The organism is Micromonospora sp. NPDC050695, from assembly GCF_040654415.1.
Lineage (GTDB): Bacteria > Actinomycetota > Actinomycetes > Mycobacteriales > Micromonosporaceae > Micromonospora.
In genome coordinates this window covers 1-20,113 of the sequence record NZ_JBFAHZ010000030.1, presented here as the reverse complement: position 1 = coordinate 20,113, position 20,113 = coordinate 1, and the positions used below count along the sequence as shown (strand labels likewise).

Annotated in this window: 19 protein-coding genes; 7 read left to right on the top strand and 12 right to left on the bottom strand. The window is 68.2% G+C overall.

Annotated elements, in window-relative coordinates:
• The first annotated feature begins 4 nt into the window (after positions 1-4).
• Entirely contained in the window at positions 5-658 is a 654-nt protein-coding gene (locus AB0H52_RS21265; protein ID WP_192580515.1) for a ScbR family autoregulator-binding transcription factor, read from the top strand.
• On the opposite strand, the gene AB0H52_RS21260 is transcribed toward AB0H52_RS21265, so the two are convergent.
• Positions 639-1,580 (bottom strand): ScbA/BarX family gamma-butyrolactone biosynthesis protein, encoded by a 942-nt coding sequence (locus AB0H52_RS21260; protein WP_151493101.1) that lies wholly within the window; start codon positions 1,578-1,580, stop codon positions 639-641. The genes AB0H52_RS21265 and AB0H52_RS21260 overlap by 20 nt on opposite strands.
• Before the next feature lie 403 nt (positions 1,581-1,983).
• Between AB0H52_RS21260 and AB0H52_RS21255 the strand changes: the two genes are divergently transcribed.
• On the top strand, positions 1,984-2,673 hold the full coding sequence (locus tag AB0H52_RS21255) for a response regulator transcription factor (protein WP_357949452.1): 690 nt from the start codon (positions 1,984-1,986) through the stop codon (positions 2,671-2,673).
• Here AB0H52_RS21255 and AB0H52_RS21250 read toward each other — a convergent pair.
• The 10 genes from AB0H52_RS21250 to AB0H52_RS21205 are packed head-to-tail and all read right to left on the bottom strand — an operon-like array spanning position 2,643 to position 13,908.
• Complete coding sequence (locus tag AB0H52_RS21250) at positions 2,643-3,665, bottom strand: TauD/TfdA family dioxygenase (RefSeq protein WP_151492053.1); 1,023 nt, start codon at positions 3,663-3,665, stop codon at positions 2,643-2,645. The genes AB0H52_RS21255 and AB0H52_RS21250 overlap by 31 nt on opposite strands.
• Positions 3,662-5,083 (bottom strand): phenylacetate--CoA ligase family protein, encoded by a 1,422-nt coding sequence (locus AB0H52_RS21245; RefSeq protein ID WP_151492054.1) that lies wholly within the window; start codon positions 5,081-5,083, stop codon positions 3,662-3,664. The genes AB0H52_RS21250 and AB0H52_RS21245 overlap by 4 nt, the downstream gene beginning before the upstream one ends.
• 1 nt (position 5,084) lies before the next feature.
• Positions 5,085-6,194: an AMP-binding protein gene (locus AB0H52_RS21240; protein ID WP_151492055.1), complete on the bottom strand. Its 1,110-nt coding sequence runs from the start codon at positions 6,192-6,194 to the stop codon at positions 5,085-5,087.
• An 18-nt stretch (positions 6,195-6,212) separates the two neighbouring features.
• A complete protein-coding gene (gene ispG / locus AB0H52_RS21235; RefSeq protein ID WP_151492056.1) occupies positions 6,213-7,346 on the bottom strand; it encodes a flavodoxin-dependent (E)-4-hydroxy-3-methylbut-2-enyl-diphosphate synthase in 1,134 nt (377 codons plus the stop codon).
• 1 nt (position 7,347) lies between these two features.
• Positions 7,348-8,319: a 4-hydroxy-3-methylbut-2-enyl diphosphate reductase gene (locus AB0H52_RS21230; RefSeq protein ID WP_357949445.1), complete on the bottom strand. Its 972-nt coding sequence runs from the start codon at positions 8,317-8,319 to the stop codon at positions 7,348-7,350.
• A 15-nt stretch (positions 8,320-8,334) separates the two neighbouring features.
• The gene (locus AB0H52_RS21225) at positions 8,335-10,125 is read right to left on the bottom strand and encodes a 1-deoxy-D-xylulose-5-phosphate synthase (protein WP_151492058.1); all 1,791 of its coding nucleotides are present in this window, start codon (positions 10,123-10,125) and stop codon (positions 8,335-8,337) included.
• A gap of 19 nt (positions 10,126-10,144) precedes the next feature.
• Complete coding sequence (locus AB0H52_RS21220; RefSeq protein ID WP_151492059.1) at positions 10,145-10,351, bottom strand: ferredoxin; 207 nt, start codon at positions 10,349-10,351, stop codon at positions 10,145-10,147.
• Positions 10,348-11,703, bottom strand: a complete 1,356-nt coding sequence (locus AB0H52_RS21215) for a cytochrome P450 (RefSeq protein WP_225854718.1) — start codon at positions 11,701-11,703, stop codon at positions 10,348-10,350. Before AB0H52_RS21215 ends, AB0H52_RS21220 begins: the two co-directional genes overlap by 4 nt.
• 56 nt (positions 11,704-11,759) lie before the next feature.
• The gene (locus AB0H52_RS21210) at positions 11,760-12,707 is read right to left on the bottom strand and encodes a hypothetical protein (RefSeq protein ID WP_151492061.1); all 948 of its coding nucleotides are present in this window, start codon (positions 12,705-12,707) and stop codon (positions 11,760-11,762) included.
• A complete protein-coding gene (locus AB0H52_RS21205; protein ID WP_357949440.1) occupies positions 12,697-13,908 on the bottom strand; it encodes a prenyltransferase in 1,212 nt (403 codons plus the stop codon). Before AB0H52_RS21205 ends, AB0H52_RS21210 begins: the two co-directional genes overlap by 11 nt.
• A gap of 7 nt (positions 13,909-13,915) precedes the next feature.
• On the opposite strand from AB0H52_RS21205, the gene AB0H52_RS21200 reads away from it, so the two are divergent.
• The 5 genes from AB0H52_RS21200 (at position 13,916) to AB0H52_RS21180 (ending at position 19,309) form a co-directional block, all read left to right on the top strand.
• Positions 13,916-15,130, top strand: coding sequence for an acetylornithine transaminase (locus AB0H52_RS21200; protein ID WP_357949437.1), 1,215 nt, complete (start codon positions 13,916-13,918; stop codon positions 15,128-15,130).
• Complete coding sequence (locus AB0H52_RS21195; protein ID WP_151492955.1) at positions 15,130-16,167, top strand: alcohol dehydrogenase catalytic domain-containing protein; 1,038 nt, start codon at positions 15,130-15,132, stop codon at positions 16,165-16,167. The genes AB0H52_RS21200 and AB0H52_RS21195 overlap by 1 nt, the downstream gene beginning before the upstream one ends.
• Before the next feature lie 38 nt (positions 16,168-16,205).
• Positions 16,206-17,087 carry a class I SAM-dependent methyltransferase gene (locus AB0H52_RS21190; RefSeq protein ID WP_151492954.1) on the top strand — a complete coding sequence of 294 codons (882 nt, stop codon included), beginning with the start codon at positions 16,206-16,208 and terminating at the stop codon, positions 17,085-17,087.
• Between the two features lie 13 nt (positions 17,088-17,100).
• Positions 17,101-18,165 carry a polyprenyl synthetase family protein gene (locus AB0H52_RS21185; RefSeq protein WP_151492953.1) on the top strand — a complete coding sequence of 355 codons (1,065 nt, stop codon included), beginning with the start codon at positions 17,101-17,103 and terminating at the stop codon, positions 18,163-18,165.
• Positions 18,166-18,364: 199 nt separating this feature from the next.
• Positions 18,365-19,309 (top strand): hypothetical protein, encoded by a 945-nt coding sequence (locus AB0H52_RS21180; RefSeq protein ID WP_151492952.1) that lies wholly within the window; start codon positions 18,365-18,367, stop codon positions 19,307-19,309.
• A 78-nt stretch (positions 19,310-19,387) separates the two neighbouring features.
• On the opposite strand, the gene AB0H52_RS21175 is transcribed toward AB0H52_RS21180, so the two are convergent.
• On the bottom strand, positions 19,388-20,113 hold a 726-nt coding region (locus tag AB0H52_RS21175), incomplete at its 5' end, for an AAA family ATPase (protein WP_357949433.1).

The following is a 20,113-nucleotide window of genomic DNA, read 5'->3' as shown; positions in this document are numbered from 1 at the left end:
GCCTATGGTGAGGCAGGCACGGGCCGAGCAGACACGAGCGGCGATCCTCCGGGCAGCCGCGGACGTGTTCGACCAGTTCGGCTACCAGTCGACGAGCCTCGGCGACATCATCGCCAAGGCGGCAGTGACCAAAGGCGCTCTGTACTTCCACTTTGGATCCAAGGCAGAGTTGGCGCAGGCCGTCGTCGAGTTGCAGCACGTTACCTGGATGAAAATTGCCGAGTGGGCGGCGGCGCCCGGCACTCGCGCGCTGACCGCGATGATCAAGCTCTCGCACGCCCTCGCCACCCAGATGACCAGGGATCCGGTGATTCGCGGCGGCATTCGGCTCACCCTGGAGCGGGGCTCCCTCGAGCATGACGGAAGAACTCCTTACCTGGACTGGATTGCCATGACCGGGGAGTTTCTGGACCGCGCCGTCGAAGAGCGTGACATCGACCCGACGGTCGATACCACCGATATCGCCCATTTCATCGTAGGTTCATTCACGGGTCTCCAGGTGTTGGCGCAGGTGCTTGAGGAGCGGCCCAGGCTGAACGACACGGTCGCGCAGATGTGGCGCATTCTTCTTCCCGGCCTGGTGCCCGCTCCCAGACTGCCGGATCTGCTCAAGATGGCTGAGGAGACGCATTCGGCGTCTATTGCTCAGCCAGCATGACGACACCGTGGGCGGTGGTTCGTTCATTCTGCGAGAAACGGACGTCCGCGTTCGTGTTGCCGGACCTCGGTTTCAGCGAAACCGAAATATGACACGGTTGGTCCAGTTCAATGAAGTGTGTGAAGTCGACGTCCGCGCCCACCATGGAGAATTGGCGTCCCGACGTGACGCAGGCGGCTTGGCGCATTGCCTCGTAGACCATGATCCCCGGCGCGTGGTCGAGGGGATGGTCGAAGAAGACGGGGTGGTCGATCGGGACTCTCAGTTCCAGGCCGTCGCGGGGACTTCCGGCAACGACGACATCACGCGGATCGCCGCGACCGACCGACGTGGGTTCCACGGGCCGGGAGATCTGCGGTAGTGCCAGCCTGGGGCCGCCCCCACCCCACCTCAACCGCCGGTAGGTGGCGGGACTGACGCAGCGGGTCCAGCCGGTCGCCGAGGCGATCGGGCGTGCGTCACGGTGAATTTCGAACTCGAACCTGATGGCGGCCGCGCCGTTCGGACGTATCTGCGCGTCCATGCCCCGCACGGTGACCACACAGTTGAACGGGTGATCCCCGCTGTGGACGAGGGGTTCGATGAGCTGCCAACGCAGACGCCGCATTATAAAGGGGTTGTGGCGCGGGACTCCGTATCCTTCGTGGCCGACCAGAATGCCCGCCTGTCGAACGGTCTCGACAATCACCAGGGCGTCGAATTCGGCGCTCGTGCCGGCGTAGAGGCTGTGGCCTCGGGGCCACTGGACCCCGCAGGCGAACGTTCCATCGTCGGCACGATGCCAACTCGTCAGTAGCACCTCGGAAACCGCTGCTCGGTGGACCAGCCAGCGCGGGACCGTGGATTCGTACGAGAGGATAGGTGGCGCCGGCAGGCCGAGTTCTCGCGAAAGAGGGCGTGGGACATCAACTTGCTGACTCATGGAAATCCCCCCGGTAACTTATTGATGTTGCTCAAAGGCATTATACCGCCGATGGATTTATTGGGCTGGAGAATGCCGCAAATGTCGATCACGTCTCGGTTGGCCCAATTGTCGACCGAGCCGTCGATGACTCTCCGTGACGTTCCTTCACGGGCGGTGTTGACAAAACCGGGAGGTCGGTTTTTTATTGGACCCAGCTTCCATCGTTCATCGCCGCCGTAGGTCCGCCACCAATCGCCGCGTAGCCGCGACCGAGGCGCCGGTCATTTCAAGCGAAGGCACGCTGCCCGTCCTCGCGGTACAGAGCGCAAGTCCGATCAAGATCCGACGGATCGCTCCCACACGGGGGAGCCCGAGCCAGGCGAGGTTCTCTATGCATGTGATCATCGCGGATTCCGATGCGATGGGGCGTAGGTTGATCCGCAAGGTGGTGGACAATCTGACCGACCACGACGTCGTTGGCGAGGGCGAAAGCCTGGGGCAGGCGACCGATTCGGTCCGGCAGCGCCGCCCGGACGTCCTCGTGCTGTCCAGCACCCTGTTGGCCGAGGGCCCGCAGACGGTGGGTGAGCTGATCGACCGGACGGAGGCCGCGCTGGTGGTGGTCGCCATCGGCGGCAGCGGGTCGAGCGTATGGCACGGCATGAGTGGAGGCGCCAGCGGTTACGTGCTGCGGGACCGCCTGCCCAATGACCTGCCCCAGGCACTGGGGGCCGCCGAGGCCGGAAACGCCTTCGTCTCGGCCCCCCTGGCCCGGCAGATGATCGGCTACCTGGCCGACTGCTTCGACAACGGCTATGACGGTCCCAGCCGCTCCGACGTGATCCGAGCCCTGCTGCCGAGGGAACGGGAGACGCTCCAGCGGCTCGCCGGTGGTGAGTCCACTGGGGAGATCGCCGAGGCGATGTCGGTCACCACCGCGACCGTACGAGCGTACGTATCCAGGATCCTGCGCAAGTTGAGGGTGCGCAGCCGCGGCGAGGCGGTGGTGGTGGCGTACCGCTCCCGCTTCTACTCGCCCCGGCGCACGCACCCGGAGGCCAACCCCTCCGCAGGTGGGGGTCACGGCACGGCCAGGGCCCTGCACCGGTAGCCGTCGGCGCGATCCAGAAGATCGAGGGAGCTACGCAGGGACCGCACCACGAAGAGCCGTTGCAGCCAACGGTCCGCACCGTCGTAACGGGGTGTGAACTCACCCCGTCCGTGGACAGTTGTCGAATTGTCGATGATGGCCAGGTCGCCTTGGACCAGGATGGCTTCGCGTCGGACAGCCTGCAGCGCCTCGTGCAGGGCGTCCAGTGCCGCAGCGCTCTGCGGGTCGCCCGGTGCGGTGTCGTCGAAGTCGACGGTGAGCAGGGGAAAGCTCGCACTGCCGGTGAGAACGGCCGCCGGCTCGAGGTACGGCCGGTGGACCTGGCCGCGACAGAACGACGGAGCCAGACGGGTACGGAATCGTGGTTCTCGGAGCACGGCCTCGTCGGCCGGGCTGAGCAGCCGGACGGCCTCGGTGATCGAGCTGGTGATGGAGGACGCGCGACGTTCGTGGTCGGGTCGCAGGCAGAGCAGGCCGAGGAAGTCCGGCCGGCTGGCGTGGAAGGCGTTCTCGGTGTGCAGCTTGAAGTAGACCGCTCCGGTGTTCTGCTGTTGGTCCTCCTCACCGGGTATGGGACAGATGTCGTGGATCAGCGAACCGTGCTTTTCCTCGACATACGAGATCGGGTCCCCCATCCGGGACATCAGCAGCAGCAACAGGGCGGCGGACGGCGTGCAGTCCACTGCCACCGAATTGGCGCTGCGGGGGGTGGGGGGCAGATCCGCCGGCAGGGGAAGGTTCCGGATGGTCAGCACCCCATGCGAGCTGCCGTAGCGACGGAAGTTCTCGACCGCCCGCAGCAGCCCTTCGGGTAGACGCCCGTGGAGCAGGTGCGCGACGGTCACCGTCTCCGGCCGGTCGACCTCGGACACCCGGCGCCGGAACTGGTCCACGACCAGCGCGACCTCTTCGGCCTCCGCTGCGGACAGGACGTACGTGCCGAGGCCGACCCGGTCTTCCACGGTCTGGTCGGCCAACGATGTGTGGGTCATCTGAACTCGCTCTCCTGCGCCCTCGCCAACTCCGACCTGTCCGGCGCCCCGGCGAATGGGATGATCAGGCGATACTTTCCGCCAGTGGACTGTTCGGGTGCCTCGTCGCTGCGCGTCACACTGATGCCGTCGAGTTGATGGGCATGCAGGAACGTCTGGATCTCGGCGTACACGACCCGCCAGAGCTCCTCGAGGTCGGCGTGGTGTGTCGCCCGTAGCCGCACGCTGAGCTGGCTCGGCGAGGTCTGGTGCACCTGCGCCAACTCCAACCCCGGAGCGCGGTCGATGACACCGGCCAGCGCGACCGGGGCGACCGGCACCTGGTTGCCACGCCCGTCGTCGAACACCAGCGCTTCACTGGCCCGACCGCGAGCCCGGATCGCCGGGAACGGATCACCGCAGGGGCAGGGATCCGGACGTACGAACAGGGAGTCACCAAGGTCGTAGCGCAGGATTGGCTGGATCTCGTTGGCCAGGTTCGTGATCAGCACGGTGTGCGACGCCTCTCCGGGCGCAACCGGGCGATGGTCGCGGTCGACCGGCTCGACGATCACCCAGTCGCTGTTGACGTGCAGCCAGTTCTGCGGGCAGCTGGCGGCTGTCGACATGAACTCACAGGCGCCGTAGCCGTTACCGATGCGCGCCCGGAACACCGAGGCGATCCGCTCGTACCCCGGCTGCGACAGGCCCTCCGCGCCCAGCACCACCAGGGTCGGTCGGATCCGCAGCCGGCCGGCCTCCTGCTCGCCGGCGAGCAGGGCGAGTTGTCCCGCGTAGCCGATCAGGACAGCCGGACGGAAGTCGTTCAGTTCGGCGACCAGCTGCGGCAGCGGTGAGAACACCGAGAAGACCCGGAGCCGCCGCTCGCCGATCCGGCTGCCGTCGCCTCGCCGCGGCAGCACCGTCGAGGATCCGAAGTGCCCGCCGGTAGCGAGGATCGAGGCGACCCGGGCCCCGCTTCCGACGATCCGGGAGGCGTCCCGCCAACGGAGCCACCGCCCGAACCCGCGAAGAGCCATCGCGCTGGTGACGGCGGTGCTTCGGTCGTCGAAGAGGAAGATGCCGCGGATGCCGCTGCTACCCGAGCTTGTGCCCACCCGATACCGGTCGAGGAAGGGCCGGCCGACCTGGGTCGGGTCGTCGATGAACGAGCGGGCTCGTTCGAGGGTGACCCGCCGGTCTGTGCACCAGTTGTCGAAGTCAGCCATCAGCTTCCGCTTGTCGGTGACCGGCAGGAGCTTGGTGTCGTAGACCGCTTCCGGCAGCCCTCGGTAGAGCTCGCGGTAATAGGGAGAGTGGGCACGCGCGTGCGACACCACTCTCGCGAGTCGGTCGCGCTGGCGCCGCGCGACGGCGCCCGCACCACCGCTGCGGGCCTTTCGCATGTCGCGCAGCAGCCAGCCGATGCTCTCCGCCATGTCAGTACACGCCCTCGACAACCGGCTTGCCGGAGAACTGGGTGACCGGTTGCACATCGGCGATCGAGTCACCGCCGCTGTTGCGGGGATGCGGCATCCGGATCGCCGAGTCACGCTCCAGGTTGTTGGGCAGGAGCAGACCACGGCTGATGTGGTGCTGGAGTACCTGGCCGCGCTGCCCGTACGGGACGCTCGTGCCGGTGGCCGGGTCGATCACCGAGAACATCGTCACCGGCGAGGGCGGGTCGAAGACCGGTGAGTCCCCTTCGATGCCATTGGCGCGTTCGACGATGCCGCCGACGATCATCGTGCTGGCGTAGCCGCCGATGAACTTGACGCCGGGGAAGACCTCACGCTGATAGCGGTTGCGTACCTCGGTGTCCATCTTCGTGCCGCCCCAGCCGATCACGTCGACCCGCTCGTTGATCAGGTCCACCATGTCGCCGCGTCGGCAGAGCGCGTCGAGCAGTGGCGGGGTGCTGTAGAACACCGAGATGTCCTGACTGCGCAGGATCCATTCGGCCTGGTCGACGACGTGTTCGACGTAGAGCGCGACCTCGTCGTTCGCGCCGCGCTCGATCAACCGCTTCACCCAGCGGGGGTCAAGGTCGAGCAGGAAGCACATCGCGTCGAACTTGGCCGCGGTGGCGCGGATCAGATGGCCCGCCATGTGCGGATCGGTGGGCCCCATGCAGAGCCAGTCTCCGCCGCGCCGAAACGCGCCGTGCTGGGCGAGGCCGGCGGCATGCCAGGCCGTAGCCTGCTCCAGGGTCTCGGCCATCCACATCAAGCGTTTCGGCGGCCCGGTCGTCCCGCCACTCTCGGCGATGAGCGGCTGCTGGTAGTTGTTCCCGTAGCCGCGCGGGATGAGGTCCCGGATCGGTACGTCACGCAGCTCGTCCACGATGTTCGGGAAGAGCGTCAGATCCGCGATGGACCGGACGTCCTTCCGAGGGTCGAACTCGAAGCTCTTGGCCCGCTCCAGCCAGAAGGTCGAGCCGGTGCTCGGGTCGAAGTGCCAGTCCATGGCCGCTTCGATGAGTTCCTCGGCGTCGATCGGGTCGGACCAGGGCTGGTCCAGGGGCGAAAGGGTGTTGATTGACGATGCCATGGTTCTCTCCTCGGGTGGTCAGTCGATTGGTATTGCGACGCCCATCTCGTCGGCGATGCGCAGCGCCTCCTCGATCAGCGTCTCGACGATCTGCGACTCGGGCACGGTCTTGACGACCTGCCCCTTGACGAAGATCTGGCCCTTGCCGTTGCCGGAGGCGACGCCGAGGTCGGCCTCGCGGGCCTCGCCCGGGCCGTTGACGACGCAGCCCATGACGGCCACCCGCAGCGGCACCGGCAGCCCTTCCAGGCCGGCGGTGACCTCCTCGGCGAGCTTGTAGACGTCCACCTGCGCCCGCCCGCAGGACGGGCAGGAGACGATCTCCAGGCCGCGCTCACGCAGCCCGAGGGACTCCAGGATCTGGTTGCCGACCTTGATCTCCTCGACCGGCGGGGCGGACAGCGACACCCGGATGGTGTCGCCGATGCCCTCGGCGAGCAGGGCGCCGAAGGCGACCGCCGACTTGATGGTGCCCTGGAACGCCGGGCCGGCCTCGGTGACGCCGAGGTGCAGCGGGTAGTCGCACTGCTCGGCGAGCTGCCGGTACGCCCGGATCATCACGACCGGGTCGTTGTGCTTGACCGAGATCTTGATGTCGCGGAAGCCGTGCTCCTCGAACAGCGAGCACTCCCACAGCGCCGACTCGACGAGCGCCTCGGCGGTGGCCTTGCCGTACTTGGCGAGCAGCCGCTTGTCCAGCGAACCGGCGTTGACGCCGATCCGGATGGGCACCCTCGCCGCACCGGCAGCGCGAGCGATCTCCTTGACCTTGTCGTCGAACTGGCGGATGTTGCCCGGGTTGACCCGGACGGCCGCGCAGCCGGCGTCGATCGCGGCGAAGACGTACTTGGGCTGGAAGTGGATGTCGGCGATCACCGGGATCTGCGACTTCTTGGCGATCGCGGGCAGCGCCTCGACGTCGTCCTGGGACGGCACGGCCACCCGCACGATCTGGCAGCCGGACGCGGTCAGCTCGGCGATCTGCTGGAGGGTGGCGTTGACGTCGGAGGTGAGGGTGGTGGTCATCGACTGCACCGACACCGGAGCACCGCCGCCGACCGGCACCGAGCCGACCATGATCTGGCGACTGGCCCGACGGGGAGCGAGCGGCGGGGGCGGCACGGCGGGCATACCGAGACTGACAGCGGTCACTTCAGGCCCCCCGCTCGACGCCTGGGCGTAGCGCCGCACGCAGTTCCTGCGGTAACGCGAAGACCGTGTTCTCCACCGCGGTCGTGACATTCTCGACAGCGCCGAAGCCCCGGGCGCGCAACCACTCGAGTGCGTCCTGCACCAGCTCGTTCGGGACGGACGCGCCAGCGGTGAGGCCGACTGTCCAGGCGTCCCGCAACCACTCCGGCGAGATCTCGTGCGCGAAGTCGACCAGGTGCGCGGCGCCCGCCCCCGCCTCCAACGCGACCTCACGCAGTCGTTGGGAGTTGGACGAGTTGAGCGAGCCGACCACGATGATCACATCGCACTCGGCGGCCATGGCCTTGACGGCCTCCTGCCGGTTCTGCGTGGCGTAGCAGATGTCATCGCTCGGTGGCGACTTCAGCGACGGGAAACGTTCGCGAAGCCGCTCCACCGTCTGCTGGGTCTCGTCGACCGACAATGTGGTCTGCGAGAGCCAGACCACCCGGCCCGGGTCACGTACCGTCACCGCGTCGACATCGTCAGGGGTGTCGACGACCTGGATGTGGGTGGGGGCCTCGCCCGCGGTGCCCAGCACCTCCTCATGGCCCTGATGGCCGATGAGCAGGATGTCGTAGTCCTCGGACGCGAACCGGCGCGCCTCGTTGTGCACCTTGGTCACCAGGGGGCAGGTGGCGTCGATCACCCGCAACGACCGCGCGGAGGCGGAATCGTGTACGTCCGGCGCCACCCCGTGCGCGGAGAAGATCACGGTCGCTCCGCTCGGTACCTCCTCGTTCTCCTCGACGAAGACGACCCCCTGCGCCATCAGTGCCTGGACGACGTGTCGGTTGTGGACGATCTCCTTGCGCACGTAGATCGGTGGGCCGTACAGCTCGAGCGCCTGCTCCACGGTCTGCACCGCACGCTCCACCCCGGCGCAGTAGCCTCGGGGGTTGGCCAGTAGGACTCTTTTTTGTCTGACGTCCATCTCCGCATCGCCCCTCTACTGAACCAACAGCCGGTCGGCGACGAGTCGCCGAAGCCTCGTGACCAGCCCTTCCGAGGTCAACCCGATCTCGTCGAGCAGGTGTGACCGTGACGCCACCGTCAGGAAGGTCGTGGGGATGCCGAAGGTCAGACACGGCGCCTCGATGCCCTGGTCGGTCGCCGCCTGCGCGAATGCGGCACCAACCCCGGCCACCTTCAGGCTGTCCTCGACGGTGGCGACCAACCGGTGCGTCCGGGCGAGGTCCAGCAGCGCGGGGTTGATCGGTCGCACCCACCGTGGGTCGACGACGGTCACCCCGATCTCCTGGTCGGCCAGCTGCCTGGCGGCATCGACGCAGGGCTCGGCCATCGCCCCGACCGCGATCAGCAGCAGGTCCTGACCGGACCCGAATCGACCGATGATGTCGAGCCCGTCGATGTGCTCGATGGCGGCGATGTCCTGCGCCACGGCGCCCTTGGGGAAGCGGACGACCGTGGGTGCGTCCGCGACCGCCACCGCCTCGCGCAGCAGCGCCCGTAGCCGGGTTCCGTCGCGCGGTGCGGCGATCCGCAGGCCCGGCACGACGTGCAGTACCGACAGGTCCCACATGCCGTTGTGACTGGGCCCGTCGTCGCCGGTGATCCCGGCGCGGTCCAGGACGAACGTCACGCCTGCTCGGTGCAGGGCGACGTCCATCAGCAACTGGTCGAACGCACGGTTGAGGAACGTCGCGTACATGGCGACGACCGGGTGTAACCCGGTCAGGGCCAGCCCGGCGGCGCAGGTGGCCGCGTGCTGTTCGGCGATGCCCACGTCGATGACGCGGTCCGCGAACTTCTCCGCGAAGGGTTGCAGGCCGACCGGTTGCAGCATGGCTGCGGTCACCGCGACCACGTCGGGACGCTCGGCGCCGATCTGGACCAGTTCGTCGCCGAGGACCGAGGTCCAACTCGGCGCCGAGAGGGCACTCAGCTGTCGTCCGGTCAATGAGTCGATCACTCCGATGCCATGGAAGCAGTCCCGGTCGTCGTTCTCGGCCAGCGGGTACCCGTAGCCCTTGCGGGTCACGCAGTGCACGACCACAGGCGCACCGAGGGACCTCGCCGTGGTCAGCGCCTCCTCCAGGGCGGCGATGTCGTGACCGTCGATCGGCCCGATGTAGTGCATGCCCAGCTGCGCGAAGATGACCGGCTCGTCGAGTGGTGACGTCCCTTCGAGCTGGGAGCGGCTGCGCAGACCGGACAGATGCCGTGCGAGGCCGCCGATGGTCGGCGCGTACGAACGGCCGTTGTCGTTGACCACGATGACGACCGGGCGGTCGGTGGCACCCGCGATGTTGTTGAGCGCCTCCCAGGCCATCCCGCCCGTGAGGGCACCGTCGCCCACCACCGCGACGACACTGCGGTCCCGTACGCCGAGTATCTGCCGTGCACGGGCGATGCCGTCGGCGTAGGAGAGCGCCGTCGAGGCGTGCGAGTTCTCGATGAGATCGTGGTCGGACTCCTCGCGACTCGGGTACCCGGACAAGCCACCGCGCTGCCGCAGCCGGGAGAAGTCCTGCCGGCCCGTGAGCAGCTTGTGCACGTACGCCTGGTGTCCGGTGTCCCAGAGAAGGGAGTCGTGCGGAGAGTCGAAAACCCTGTGCAGCGCGATCGTCAGTTCGACGACACCGAGGTTCGGACCGAGGTGACCACCGGTTCGGGAAACCGCCGTCACCAGAAAGTCGCGGATCTCCGCGCTCAACACGGCGAGCGCCGCAGGGGTCAACTCCTTGAGGTCCTGTGGCGTGTGGATATCCGTCAGCACGGATCTCCCCCTCTCTGGCTCATGCGCCCGGCAGTGTGATGGCCTTCACCGGGCACCGGGTCGCCGCCTCGAGGACGTCCTCCCACACCTCGCCGTCGGCCTCGGTGGTCCTGATCATGACTACGCCGTCCAGGTCCTGGTCGAAGACGTCCGGCGCGTGCATCACGCACTGTCCAGCGCCGATGCAGGCGACGCGGTCCACCATCACCCTGCGGTCCACGCTCATGTCGTCCGCCTCGGCAGCACCATCGACAGGCCGCGGGGCATCAGCGTGACCGTTCCGGTCGGCCGCACGGCGGCGCCATTCACCGGCCGCAGGTCGCGCTGGGCCACGATGATGGCGAGTGAGGTCATGGCCTCGGCCCAGGCGAATCCCTCACCCACGCAACGGTGCGCACCCTCGCCGAAGGGCATGTACGCCTCAACGGTGACGTCCGCGGCGCGCTCCGGCAGCCACCGGTCCGGATCGAAGTTGTTCGGGTCACGGAACAGCGTCGGGTCGCGGTGTTGCGAGTAGAAGGAGTACAACACCGTGCTGCCGCGGGGGATGAGGTGGTCGCCCAGGCGGACATCCGCCGTGGCGCTGCGGGAAAGGAAGTACGTCGGGGGATACAGCCGCAGCGTCTCCTTCACCACCCGGCGGGTCAGTTCAAGATCGGCCAGTTGCTCGTGCCGGGGGGCTTCGCCGTCGGGCAGGACCCGGTCGACCTCCTCCCGCAGCGCGCGGAACACCTCGGGATGCTGGCCCAGCTCGTGACACGCCCAGCTCATGGTCAGCGCTGTCGTCTCGGCCGAGGAGAGCAGGATGCTGATCACCTCGTCGCGCAGTTGAAGGTCGGTCATTCCCTGACCCGACCCCTCGTCCGTCGCCACCATCAGCAACGAGAGCAGGTCGTCGCCCTGCTGCTCCGCCCCCCGGTAGGAGGCGATGATCCCGTCGATCACCTGGTGAAGCTCCCGCATGGTGACCTCGAAGCGACGGTTCGCCGGCAGCGGCAGGTGTTCCACCAGCCCGGTGGGATCCATGGCGCGCAGACTGACGCCGCGGGTCAGCACGGGCAGTGCTCGTTCGATGACCGATACGGCGGCGGCGCCCAGATCGGTCGAGAAGAGGGTTCGGGTGCCGATCGTCGTGGCCAACGAAACGAACTCCGGCTTGAGTTCGATCGGCTCGTCCTCCGGCCATGACGAGATCCGCTCCTTGGCGATCTGGCGCATCACGTCGCTGTACCCGTGCACCCGCTTCCGGCTGAAGGCCGGCAGCACCAGGCGGCGCTGTCGGCGGTGCGCGGGGCCCTCGGCGGTGATGATCCCGTCGCCGGCCACCGCGCGTGCCTTGCGGAAGTGGATGCCACGGGGGAACAGCGCGGCGTCCTTCACCAACATCTGATGCAGCAGGGTGTGGTCGTTGACCAGATAGGCGGTGGAGGGGCCGAGCCCGACGCGTACCACCGGTCCGTAACGGCGAGCCTCCTGGAGAAACTCCAGCCGCCGCCGGAGCAACTGGAGGCCGTGACCGATGAGGGGCAGTCCTGCCGGGAGGCGGGGTGGCCGAGGCGATTGTCCCGACTTGTGCATGGTGGCGGACACGGAAATACCTGCCTTTCGCGATGACCACCGACGAGGTGGCCCGATCAGCTCTGGCTGCGGTAACGCGCCGAACGCGCTGGCCAACGGACTGCGGCCGACATGAACGACTCGTAGTGGTGGAGGTAGCGCCGTACGGCCTCGCTGTCTGGCAGCCCGAAGCGCCCGGGGTCCTCGCTGACCTCCTGGAAGGTGAGCAGTGCCTGCTCGGCCAGGCGCCCGGCGTGCGCCGTGGCCCGCTCCTCGGTCCAGCCGTACTCGTGCTCCAGGATGATCACGATGTTCGAGGTGACTCCGGCCCGGCGCTCCGCGTCGAGGGAATAGAGGTCGTTGGCTATGCACCCGTAGTCGGCGACGGCGGCGTCCACCAGCCGCAGGCACGGGTGCTGCCGAACGGACTCAGGCAGGTGGAGCCGGTCGACGAAGTAGTCCAGTTCCACCTGCACCGTCATGGTGCTGAACACCCGGCGCATGAACAGGTAGGACGACAGGTCGGGGATCCGGCCCCGGCTGCGGAGATCCACCTCCCACAGCGTCGCGGCGAGATAGTTGCGGATCTCCGCCCGCAGGCGGGACGTGTCGAAGCCCGGGTCGAGGTGCTCGATCTCGTCGAGGATCCGCCTGAGCAGCCGTACCAGGGGTCCGTCCGCGGTCCCGCCCGGCCGCCCATCCAACACCTCGTGGATGAGGGCGTGCTCAGCAAGCACTCGTCGGCGCCAATCCCCGTCGATCTCCACGAGATCGCTCCACGCGTCGTCGAACAGGACCAGAAAGGCGATCCAGAGCGTGGCGACCTGCAAACGCTCCTGGTCCGTGTCCGGATAGGTGAGGGCCGCGGCCTCGCCCAGGGCGATCCCGTGCAGCACCTTCGCACTGGACGGGCCCGTCAGTTCGATCTCGGCAGCGACCCGCCGGACGTGGTCGGCGGCAAGGGCCGCGCCGGGATGCGACCGTTCGGGAAACGGGCACGGTAGCAGCAGGGTCTCAGTTTCCATGGTCGTTCCTGTTCAGACTGTGCAGGACCGCGAGGCAGGTCGCCCGGACGATCCGTACCGGGGTGTAGACGTCCTTGCCGATCCAGAGCGCGGGCGTGCGCTCGGTCACCTCAGCGCCGATCAGCGTGTCGCGCGCCGCAGCCAGGCCCGACCGGATGTCCGCGCGGTTCTCCACGGAGTCGCTCAGGCCCAGGATCCAGGCCGCGTACGCGGTCTCCTCCTCGGTCCCGCGACCGTGCCCCCACCGGTCGCCCTGCCGCGTGTCGAGGATCCACTCGACGGCTCGTTCGATGGTCGGCCGGGCCTGCGGGCCTCCGTAGGTGGCCAGGGCGTTGACGCTGGTCGCCGTGGCGTAGAAGGGGGAGCCGTGCCACTTGTCGGTCCAGCTCCCATCGCTCGACTGCGCGCCGATCAACCAGTCCCGAGCGGCCCGCGCCGGAGCTTCGTACCGGCCCGCGTCCCCGGCCCTACGTGAGATGCGCTGCCCCAGCGCCTCCAGGGCATGCGCGTTCGCGGTCGGCGACGGAGTGCGTTCCTCCGGGTAGGTGAAGAACCGGGTGCCGTCGTAGTAGCCCAGCAGAGGGTCCAGGTCGTGGACCCGGCCGTGCACGTCCAACGCCCACAGCACCGACGCCGTGTCGTCCGCGTCCACCGGGAGACCGTCCCCGGCTGCGATGCCGTCGTCCCCCAGCGCCGACTCCAGCGAACTCAGCACGGACTCGGGGATCTGGCATGCCACGCCGTGCACGTGAAACAGGTTGATGATCCATGAGCGTTCGAAGTGCGGCATCGGCGCGCCGACGGGAAAGAGTCCGCCCGAGCGGGACTGCACCGCGTTGAGATAGCGCAGGGACGGGTGGGATGGCTCGGGGCGCGTACGCAACCAGGCCGCGGTGGCCGCGGGTGAACAGCCGACACTGCCGGACACCGGAACCACGGCCGGGTCCTCCGGCAGGTCCGACCCGATGATCTCCCAGCTGTGCCAGAGCTTCGGCGGCACCGGGTGTCCCGAAGCCGTCGCGCCCCGGAGCCGGACGAGCATCTCCGGCGCGGTCGCGGCGGGCGTACGGAGTGGGCCGCCGCGGACCAGCTCGGCCAGTGCCGGGTCGGCGGCCTGGTCGAGTTGCCGCAGATGCCCATTGACGGCAACAATTTTCGCGCGGTTTCTCGTACGGGCGTCGTCTGATCGGGAAGAGGACATTTCTCTGATGGCTTCTGACGCATTACCCATGGGGGCGGAACTCCGGCGTCGATTCGATGACGCCTTGATGCCGAACTATGGAACCCCACCCGTGGCGATCTCACACGGAAGTGGGAGCCGGGTGTGGGACGTGGACGGCCGCGACTACCTGGACCTCATCGCCGGCATCGCCGTCTCGGCGCTCGGGCACGCCCACCCCGCGCTGGTCGAGGCGGTGAGCCGGCAGGTCGGGCGGCTTGCCCACATCTCCAACCTCTACCTGCACGAGCCAGAGGTGCTGCTCGCGGAGCGTCTGCTGCACCTACTCGGCGGAACCGGGCGGGTCTTCTTCGCGAACTCGGGCACCGAGGCCAACGAGGCGGCCCTGAAGCTGGTCCGCCGACACGCGGGCAAGGGGCGCTCCTACGTGGTGTCCGCGTGGCAGAGCTTCCACGGTCGGTCGATGGGCTCGCTCGCCCTGGCCGGCAAGCCGGCGATCCGCGAGGCGTTCGCCCCGTTCGGCATCGACGTCCGGTTCGTGCCGTACGGCGACAGCGAGGCGCTCACCGAGGCCGTCACCCCCGACTGCGCGGCACTCTTCCTCGAACCGATCCAGGGTGAGGCGGGTGTCGTCGAGGGCACCGTCGACTACCTGCGGGCCGCCCGTACCCGCTGCGACGAGACGGGGGCCGTGCTGGTCTTCGACGAGGTGCAGAGCGGGATCGGCCGGACCGGGGAGTGGTTCCACCACCTCGCCGTCGGCGTCCGTCCCGACGTGGTCACCCTCGCCAAGGGTCTCGGCGGTGGGCTGCCCATCGCCGCCTGTGTGGGGCTCGGCAGGTTCGGCTCGGTCTTCGCCAAGGGCGACCATGGCTCCACGTTCGGCGCCAACCCGGTGGCCTGCGCCGCAGCGCTGGCCGTGCTCGATGTCATCGAGCAGGACGATCTCCTGTCCAACGCCAAGAGCGTCGGCGCCGTGATGCGGGACGGCATCACCGGCATCGACCATCCGCTGCTGCGTGGTGTCCGTGGTCGTGGCCTCTGGCTGGCGATCCTGCTCGACGGGCCACACGCCGTGCGGGCGGAGGGCGCGGCGCTGAAGGCCGGTTTCCTCGTCAACGCCGTGCAGCCGGACGCTGTGCGGTTGTCCCCACCGCTGATCCTCACCGCTGACGAGGCCCGATCGTTCGTGTCCGCGCTCCCGGGCATTCTCAGCGCCGCCGCCCCCGCCGAGGTGGGCTGATGCGCGCGGTGACGATCCACGGGCCGAGGGACATCCGGGTCGAGCAGGTACCCGACGCGGCGATACGTTCCACCACCGACGCCCTGGTCCGGGTCACCCATGCCTGCGTCTGCGGAAGCGACCTCTGGGCGTACCGCGGGCAGGTTCCGCGACTGCCGGGCCAGCGCATCGGCCACGAGTTCGCCGGGGTGGTCGAGGACGTCGGGGCCGAGGTGCGGACCCTGCGCCGCGGCGACCGGGTCCTCGCCCCGTTCGTCTGGTCCGACGGAACGTGCGCCCACTGCCGGGAGGGTCTGCCGACGTCCTGCCCCCGTAAGGGGTTCTGGGGCGATCCCGGGGCGGACGGGGGTCAGGGCGAGGCGGTCACCGTGCCGTACGCGGACGCGACGCTGGTCGCGCTGCCTCGGGCGATGGACGAGGACCAGATGCCCGCGGTCCTGTCCCTGTCGGACGTCATGTGCACCGGACACCACGGGGCGGTGAGCGCCGGCGTGCACGTCGGCTCGGACGTGGCCGTCGTCGGTGACGGTGCGGTCGGCCTGTGCGCGGTGCTGGCCGCCCGCCGGCTGGGGGCGGCCAGGATCACCGTCTTCGGTCACCACCGTGCGCGGGCCCGGGTGGCCCGTCGATTCGGGGCGGACTTCGTGATCCTCGCCGAGGCTGCGTCTGTCAGCGAGCATGCCCGGGAGCTGACCGACGGCCACGGGTTCACGAGCGTCATCGAGGCGGTTGGTACCGCCGATGCCATGGCCGCCGCGATGGCGGTCACCGCCCCGGGTGGTCGTATCGGCTTCGTCGGCGTGCCGCACGGCAGCCAGGAGAGCGTGGACCTGCGGGCGATGTTCGACCGCAACCTCGCGTTGGCCGGGGGGATCACCCCGGCCCGTACCTACATCCCGCAGCTGCTGCCCGACGTCCTGTCCGGCGCACTGGACCCGGCCCCGATCTTCGATCTCACCGTCGGGCTCGTCGATGTGCCCGACGGTTACGCGGCGATGGACGATCGCCGCGCGCTCAAGACCCTCATCCGCATCTGAACCACGCGGACGAACCGTTCAGGAACGAGGAGACTGACATGTCCATCGACGTCGGTGCGAAGAACGAGGTCGTACGCAATCACTACGAGCAGGACCTGAACGATCACTGGGAGGAGAAGCAGAGCGACCCCATCAACCTCCTCCTGGGGGCGATGGACGGCCTGTACCACCACCACTACGCGGTCGGTGACTTCAACCGCAACCTGTTGCAGGCCCCGCCAGAGGCCCGTGAGCGGCTCATCCTGCGAGAGATGCACCGGATGGAGAACGAGCAGGTCGGTCTGGTCCTGGACGCCCTCGACGGGCTGGCACCCGATGCGCGGGTGATGGACGCTGGGTCCGGCCGTGGGGGGACCAGCTTCATGGTGCACGAGCGGTACGGCTGCCAGGTCGCCGGGGTGAACTTCTGCACCCACCACATCGAGTTCGCCGAGCGGTTGGCCGAGCAGCGCAGGTGCGCCGACAAGGTCAGCTTCCACTACGCCAACATGGCGAAGACGCCCTTCGCGAACGGTACGTTCGACGCCATCGTCAGCAACGAGACCACGATGTACGTGGACCTCAACGAGACGTTCGCGGAGTTCTCCCGGCTGCTGCGCCCCGGCGGCCGCTACGTGCTGGTGACCTGGTGCCAGAACGACGCCGTGGCCGAGCACTCGGACGACGTCGCCGCCATCGACGAGCACTACGTGTGCCACATCCACAAGCGCAGCACCTATCTGAAGGCGTTGGCCGACAACGGTCTGGTGCCGTCCCGTGTCCTGGACCTCACCACCGAGGCGATTCCCTACTGGGAGCTGCGCGAGTACAGCGCGTTGAAGACCGGTGTGGAGGTTCCCTTCCTCTCCGGCTACCGGAACAACTCGCTCAACTACCTGGTCATCGCGGCCGAGCGGGTCCTCGGACCCAGCGACAGCTGACACGGGAGTGGGCATGAGCCTGACTCAGCAGAATCACCGGATCGGTACGGATCCTCGCCTCGACGGTGCCCGAGATCTGGTCGACGCCGGGTTACGGGAGGCCGTCGACGGGTTGCATCCGGATCTTGGCCAGTTGGCGAGCTACCACTTCGGGTGGTCCACTGCGGATGGCACACCGATCAGTGACGGGTCCGGGAAGCTGTTGCGGGCCACCCTGACCCTGCTGTCGACGAGTGCGGTCGGCGCCGAGCCGAACACCGGGATCCCGGGTGCGATCGCGGTGGAGATGATCCACAACTTCTCGCTGCTGCATGACGACATCATGGATGCCGACGCGCTCCGGCGAGGACGGCCAGCGGCCTGGGTCGTCTTCGGGGCAGGTATGGCCACCCTCGCCGGCGACGCGCTCATCGCCACCGCCTTCGAGATCCTGCGATCGACCAGCAGCTCCCGGGGCAGGGAGTCCGCCGATCTCCTGCTGGCGGGGCTGCACCAGATGATCGATGGGCAGGCCTCCGATCTTTCGTTGGAGCACGTGTCGGCTGCCGACGTGGATGCTGATCACTATCTGCGGGCGTGCGCCAAGACCACGGCGCTGCTGGAGGCCGCGGCGGCGATCGGTGCGGTGCTCGGCGGGGCGCGGCCGGCGACAGTGGACGCACTGCGCCAGGCCGGCCGTCACCTCGGGCTCTCGTGGCAGATGGCCAATGACGTCGAGGACATCTGGGGCGACCCGGCCGCGACCGGAAAGCCCGCCCGCAGTGATCTCGTCAGGTCCAAGAAGACCATTCCGGTCATCCTCGCGCTGCGTGCGGGCAACGCGGCGGCCACCGACCTGGCCAGGCTCGTGGGCGAGCAGGTCAGGCAGCCCACGGCCGAACACCTGCAGGCCCAGGCGGACCTCATTGAGCGTGCCGGTGGCCGCCGGCAGGCGGAGGAGTTGTCCGCGCGGCACCTGACGCTGGCAATTGACAAGCTCGCCGAGTCGGACGCACCGGAAGCAGGACGACAGCGGATGGACGCGCTGTTCCGGATGATCCTGCGACGACAAGGTGTGTCGGCGATTGCGGGCGGATAGTCGGCCACGTACCTCTGATCCATGGTCGGATCGCGATATCATGGGCGCGGGCAGTGCGCCTGCCCGCGCCCGGTGTGACAGCCCACGCCTGACCACACAGAGGGCCAAGAGTCTCCGACTCCGCGCAGACGTGATGAGCTTCGGCGTGCCGGCCACGCCGCCTGTTCGGTGGAGGGCGTGGGGCTGCACCGGAGGCGTCATGACTGATGAGCAGAACCCCCGTCGGACTCCGCGATCAGGTCGTGCCCGGAAGCGGGCAATTCGGGCTCAGGCGGCCCGTGCCGGTGTCCCGTACTCGGTGGCGGCCCGGCAACTCGAGGCAGTCGGGCTGCAACCGGGCGAGACACTGTCCAGCTACGGACGGACCATCTACCCGGTCGGCTCCGACTCGCATCGCGAGCTGATGATCAAACGTCGCGAACACCGTTCGTTCGACGAGCGGGTGCGGGACAACCGGCGAGCCGCGACCCTGCCGGACGGCCGTGCTGAGCACCTCGTCGACCGCTTCCCGCCGACGCGGGGACGAGACGGCACCGGTGTCGGTCCGCTCTACCACGGTGAAGGGCGCCAGGAACTCCTGGCCATGCTGTACGTCGTCGTCGCGGCCGAGTCACCGGGGCTGCTGCCGGCCATCGGTGACCTCGTCTGGATCGCCGAGATGGGGGAGGAGACCGCCCTCGACATGGCGTGCGCCGAACTGGACCGGGAGGCGCGGCGGCTGCTCGATCGCGAGCCGGCAGAGCTGTGGTCGATGATCGAAGAGGCGCTGGCCGCCGCCGAACGCAGCGCGGACTGGCAGATCCGGCAGGAGTCGATCCGACTCGCCGCGCTGTTCCGCACCATGATGACACCCAGGGAGGGATACGCGGGGGAGCCGTATGTGGAGGGCCTGCCGCTCACCGGTGTCCGCCAGATCCTCGACGCGCTGCTGATCATCGCCGAAGACGGTCACGCCCCGGGGACGCGGGTCCGCCTGCTCCGGGATCCACATGGAGGGTCTACGGCCACCATCATCGGCGCCGTGTGGGGGAGTTCCGGTCCTCCCGTCGCCTACCTAATCTGGCTCGACGAGACGAAGATGGCCGAGTCCGTACGTGCCGATAAGCTGGCTGTGCTCGCCGACCAGGAGTCCCGACCGCGCTGACCCAGGTCGGACGGCAACCCATCGATGGCGGCGGGGCGAGCCCTGCAGGGCTCACCCCGCCGTCGTCGGTCAGATCGTTCAGTTGTTACCGGTGTCGGCAACGAGGTCGGCCGTTACCTGGTCCGGTACCTCATCTGGGACGGTGACGCTCCGCTCCGCACCGTGGAAGGTGAGATGCGAGTTGTCGATGTCGTTCGGGTCGCCCTCGCAGTCCACCACGACGATCTGACCGGGGGTCAGCTCGTTGAACAGGATCCGCTCGGAGAGGTTGTCCTCGATGTCGCGCTGGATCGTGCGACGAAGCGGACGCGCGCCCAGCACCGGGTCGAAGCCCTTCTTGGACAGGTACTTCTTGGCGTTGTCGGTGAGCTCCAGGCCCATGTCCTTGTTGCGCAGCTGGCCTTCGATCCGCTGGATCATGATGTCCACGATCGAGAGGATCTCGGTCTGGCGCAGCTGGTGGAAGACGATGGTGTCGTCGATCCGGTTGAGGAACTCGGGCCGGAAGTGCTGCTTGAGCTCGTCGTTGACCTTCTGCTTCATCCGGTCGTAGTTGGACTCGGAGTCCTCCGACTGCTGGAAGCCCAGCGACACCGCCTTGGCGACGTCGCGGGTGCCCAGGTTGGTGGTCAGGATGATGACCGTGTTCTTGAAGTCCACGATCCGACCCTGGCCGTCGGTGAGACGACCGTCCTCGAGAATCTGCAGGAGCGTGTTGAAGACGTCCGGGTGGGCCTTCTCGATCTCGTCGAAGAGGACCACCGAGAACGGCCGACGCCGCACCTTCTCGGTCAGCTGCCCGCC

What these genes read in the sequence shown, in the direction of transcription:
- AB0H52_RS21215 (WP_225854718.1), bottom strand. Translation starts at nt 11,703, where the DNA reads ATGCACAAGTCGGGACAATCGCCTCGGCCACCCCGCCTCCCGGCAGGA.
- AB0H52_RS21210 (WP_151492061.1), bottom strand. Translation starts at nt 12,707, where the DNA reads ATGGAAACTGAGACCCTGCTGCTACCGTGCCCGTTTCCCGAACGGTCG.
- AB0H52_RS21195 (WP_151492955.1), top strand. Translation starts at nt 15,130, where the DNA reads ATGCGCGCGGTGACGATCCACGGGCCGAGGGACATCCGGGTCGAGCAG.
- AB0H52_RS21205 (WP_357949440.1), bottom strand. Translation starts at nt 13,908, where the DNA reads ATGTCCTCTTCCCGATCAGACGACGCCCGTACGAGAAACCGCGCGAAA.
- AB0H52_RS21185 (WP_151492953.1), top strand. Translation starts at nt 17,101, where the DNA reads ATGAGCCTGACTCAGCAGAATCACCGGATCGGTACGGATCCTCGCCTC.
- AB0H52_RS21260 (WP_151493101.1), bottom strand. Translation starts at nt 1,580, where the DNA reads ATGAGTCAGCAAGTTGATGTCCCACGCCCTCTTTCGCGAGAACTCGGC.
- AB0H52_RS21265 (WP_192580515.1), top strand. Translation starts at nt 5, where the DNA reads ATGGTGAGGCAGGCACGGGCCGAGCAGACACGAGCGGCGATCCTCCGG.
- AB0H52_RS21230 (WP_357949445.1), bottom strand. Translation starts at nt 8,319, where the DNA reads ATGGACGTCAGACAAAAAAGAGTCCTACTGGCCAACCCCCGAGGCTAC.
- AB0H52_RS21250 (WP_151492053.1), bottom strand. Translation starts at nt 3,665, where the DNA reads ATGACCCACACATCGTTGGCCGACCAGACCGTGGAAGACCGGGTCGGC.
- AB0H52_RS21245 (WP_151492054.1), bottom strand. Translation starts at nt 5,083, where the DNA reads ATGGCGGAGAGCATCGGCTGGCTGCTGCGCGACATGCGAAAGGCCCGC.
- AB0H52_RS21220 (WP_151492059.1), bottom strand. Translation starts at nt 10,351, where the DNA reads ATGAGCGTGGACCGCAGGGTGATGGTGGACCGCGTCGCCTGCATCGGC.
- AB0H52_RS21255 (WP_357949452.1), top strand. Translation starts at nt 1,984, where the DNA reads ATGGGGCGTAGGTTGATCCGCAAGGTGGTGGACAATCTGACCGACCAC.
- AB0H52_RS21240 (WP_151492055.1), bottom strand. Translation starts at nt 6,194, where the DNA reads ATGGCATCGTCAATCAACACCCTTTCGCCCCTGGACCAGCCCTGGTCC.
- AB0H52_RS21200 (WP_357949437.1), top strand. Translation starts at nt 13,916, where the DNA reads ATGGCTTCTGACGCATTACCCATGGGGGCGGAACTCCGGCGTCGATTC.
- AB0H52_RS21190 (WP_151492954.1), top strand. Translation starts at nt 16,206, where the DNA reads ATGTCCATCGACGTCGGTGCGAAGAACGAGGTCGTACGCAATCACTAC.
- AB0H52_RS21180 (WP_151492952.1), top strand. Translation starts at nt 18,365, where the DNA reads ATGACTGATGAGCAGAACCCCCGTCGGACTCCGCGATCAGGTCGTGCC.